Source organism: Streptomyces sp. NPDC048389, from assembly GCF_040706335.1.
GTDB lineage: Bacteria > Actinomycetota > Actinomycetes > Streptomycetales > Streptomycetaceae > Streptomyces.
Genome location: NZ_JBEZKP010000118.1, coordinates 1 through 2711, shown reverse-complemented (window position 1 = coordinate 2711; position 2711 = coordinate 1). Strand labels below are relative to the sequence as shown.

1 protein-coding gene and 2 pseudogenes are annotated in these 2711 nt (G+C 67.7%); all 3 read left to right on the top strand.

The annotated features are described in order from the left end of the window. Window positions 1-263: 263 nt before the first annotated feature. Window positions 264-1256, top strand: a pseudogene (locus AB0903_RS34255) (IS30 family transposase); the annotation flags it as partial. Between the two features lie 250 nt (window positions 1257-1506). After that, the gene (locus tag AB0903_RS34250; protein WP_366708723.1) at window positions 1507-2565 is read left to right on the top strand and encodes an IS110 family transposase; all 1059 of its coding nucleotides are present in this window, start codon (window positions 1507-1509) and stop codon (window positions 2563-2565) included. A gap of 6 nt (window positions 2566-2571) precedes the next feature. Then, window positions 2572-2711 (top strand): annotated as a pseudogene (locus AB0903_RS34245) (IS30 family transposase); the annotation flags it as partial.

The following is a 2711-nucleotide window of genomic DNA, read 5'->3' as shown; positions in this document are numbered from 1 at the left end:
CGCAACACCCTGATCTTCAGGGAGTTGCGGGGATCGTGGATTTTGAGGGCTTGAAGGTGAGGTTCTTCGAGGCGCTGGACCGGGAGAACGGCAGTGTCTCAGGGGCTGCTCGGGTGGTCGGGGTGAGCCGTCACACGGCGGCCGGGTGGGCACGGGAAGCCGGCGTTCGTGGGTGTGGGAAGGCGGGCGCGGCCGGGCATCCGGGGCGAGCGGAGTACGACAGGCTTCGCGCGTCCGGGGTCCGGCAGCGGGAGGCCGCGGCACTGGTCGGGGTCCATGAACGCACTGCGCGGGACTGGGACCGTGGTATCAGGAAGAGCAACGGCGCGCGCCTGCACCCGGACGGGCGCCGGATCGATTACAAGACCGGTGTGACCACCACCAGTGCCGCATCGCGGGAGCCGTCCCTTACGGCGGTCGAGGCCGAGCTGCACCACCGGTTCCTGACGGTGGCGGAGCGGGAGTTGATCGCTGACTTGCGTCGTGAGGGCCAATCGCTGCGGGCGATCGGGCGGGCGCTGGGCCGACCGGCCTCCACGGTCAAGCGGGAGATCGACGCCCATTCGGTCGAGGGCGTCTATCAGCCGCACCGGGCACAGCGGGCGTGGGCGAAGAGCCGTCCGAGGCCCAAGGCGTCCAAGCTCGCTACGGACGGTCCGCTGCGTGATTACGTCGCCCACAAGCTGCAGCAGCAGTGGTCACCTGAGCAGATCTGTCACGCTCTGGTCACCGAGTTCCCCGACGACGAGAGCATGCGCGTGAGTCCGGAGACGATCTACCAGGCGATCTACGTCCAGGCCCGTGGCGGACTGCGCCGCGAAGTCGCGGCAGCTCTGCGCACCGGGCGCACCCGCCGCAAGCCGCACCGCAGCCCGGACCAGCGCACGCGCCGGTTCGTCGACGAGATGGTGATGATCTCCGAGCGGCCGCCGGAGGTCGCAGACCGGGCGGTTCCCGGCCACTGGGAAGGCGACCTGATCGTCGGCACCCGCAACGAGAGCGCGATCGTCACCCTGGTCGAGCGCTCCACCCGCTACGTCATGCTCGGGCACCTGCCCGGCGGGCACACCGCCGAGGAGGTCCGTGACGTGCTGGTGCCCTTGATCCAGACCCTTCCCGAGCACCTGCGCGGCTCGCTGACCTGGGACCAGGGTTGCGAGATGGCCGCGCACAAGCAGTTCACCATGACCACGGGAGTGCCGGTCTACTTCTGCGACCCCCACTCGCCCTGGCAGCGCGGGTCGAACGAGAACACCTATTGGTGCAGCCTTGGCGGGCCGGACTTCTTCGACGGGAGAGGTTCGGCTGGACCGCTGGGTGACTCGGAGAACACGTGCCGCAAGGCTTTCCGTTGAGATGTCCACGGCGGTCCACAGGGCGAGAGCCCTGGCCGGGAGTGACTTGATAGAAGCTTGCTGAGCCGTCAACTCGCAATAGGTCTGTCCCCTGGCCAGGGCCCTCGCATCTGTCCCGTCATCCGCGACAGCAGACAATGAGGACAACTCGATGGTGACAGTGGGGATCGACCCGCACAAGCACGTCCACGTCGCAGTGGCCGTCGACGCCGACGGCCGGCGGATCAGCAGGCCACTGACGATCAAAAACGACGCGGCCTTGATCGGTGTCCTGCTCAAGTGGATCCGCTCGATCGCCGATGGCACGCCGGTCACCTGGGCCATCGAAGACGGCCGTGGCTTCGCCCGCAGCCTGGCCGACGGCCTGCTCCTAGCCGGCCACGAGGTCGTCTGGGTCCCCACCCGGCTGATGGCCGCTCACCGCAAGCTGCACGCCGCCACCGGCTCCAAGTCCGACCCCGTCGATGCAGCCGCGGTCGCCCACGCTGCCATCGCCACCCCCGGCCTGGACCGCCACCGCATCGACGAGCGCGTGCGCGAGCTGCGCGTCCTGGTCGACTTACGCGCCGACCTCGTCCGACGCCGCACCATGGTGATCAACCAGGTCAAGGCATACACCCACCTCTGGCTCGACCACACGCCCGGCGACCTCACCCGCAAGCCGGGCATGACCGCGCTGACGAGATTCCTGGAGGACTCTGACCTCGGCCCGCACGTTCGCCGGGTCCTGACAGAGATGACCGGCGAGACAGCCGATCTCAACCAGCGCATTCGCAGTCTCGAGTTCACGATCCGGGAACTCGTTGAACCGCTGGCACCCGCTCTGCTGGAGATCACCGGGATCAGCCACGTCTCCGCGGCGGTCCTACTCGCGGAGATCGGCGACATCACCCGCTTCTCCAGCTCGGCCAAACTGGCCCGCTACACCGGATGCGCCCCGATCCCGGTCTACTCCTCGGACAAGGAACGCTATCGCCTGCATCGTGGCGGCAACCGACGGCTGAACAGCGTGCTCTACACCACGGCGATCGTCCAGCAGAGGTTCCACCCTGGTGCACGGGACCTACTGGCCCGCCACACTCCCACCAAGGGTGCCCGAGGTGCTCGACGCGTACTCAAGCGTCATCTGATCGACGTCATCCACCGCGCGATGGTCCGCGACCGAGCTTCCTGGCAGCACCACATCACACAGCACCAACTCGCTGCTTGACATAGAAGCGTCAACGGCCTGCTACGGCAGTACTTCCCCAAGGGCACCGACCTGTCCGTGCACAGCCCCGAAGACCTCGAACACGTCGCTCAGCAACTCAACGGCCGCCCACGCAAAACGCTCGGCTGGAAAACCCCAGCCGAGCG

Coding starts and splice junctions, on each gene's coding strand:
- AB0903_RS34250 (WP_366708723.1), top strand. CDS start 1,507: ATGGTGACAGTGGGGATCGACCCGCACAAGCACGTCCACGTCGCAGTG.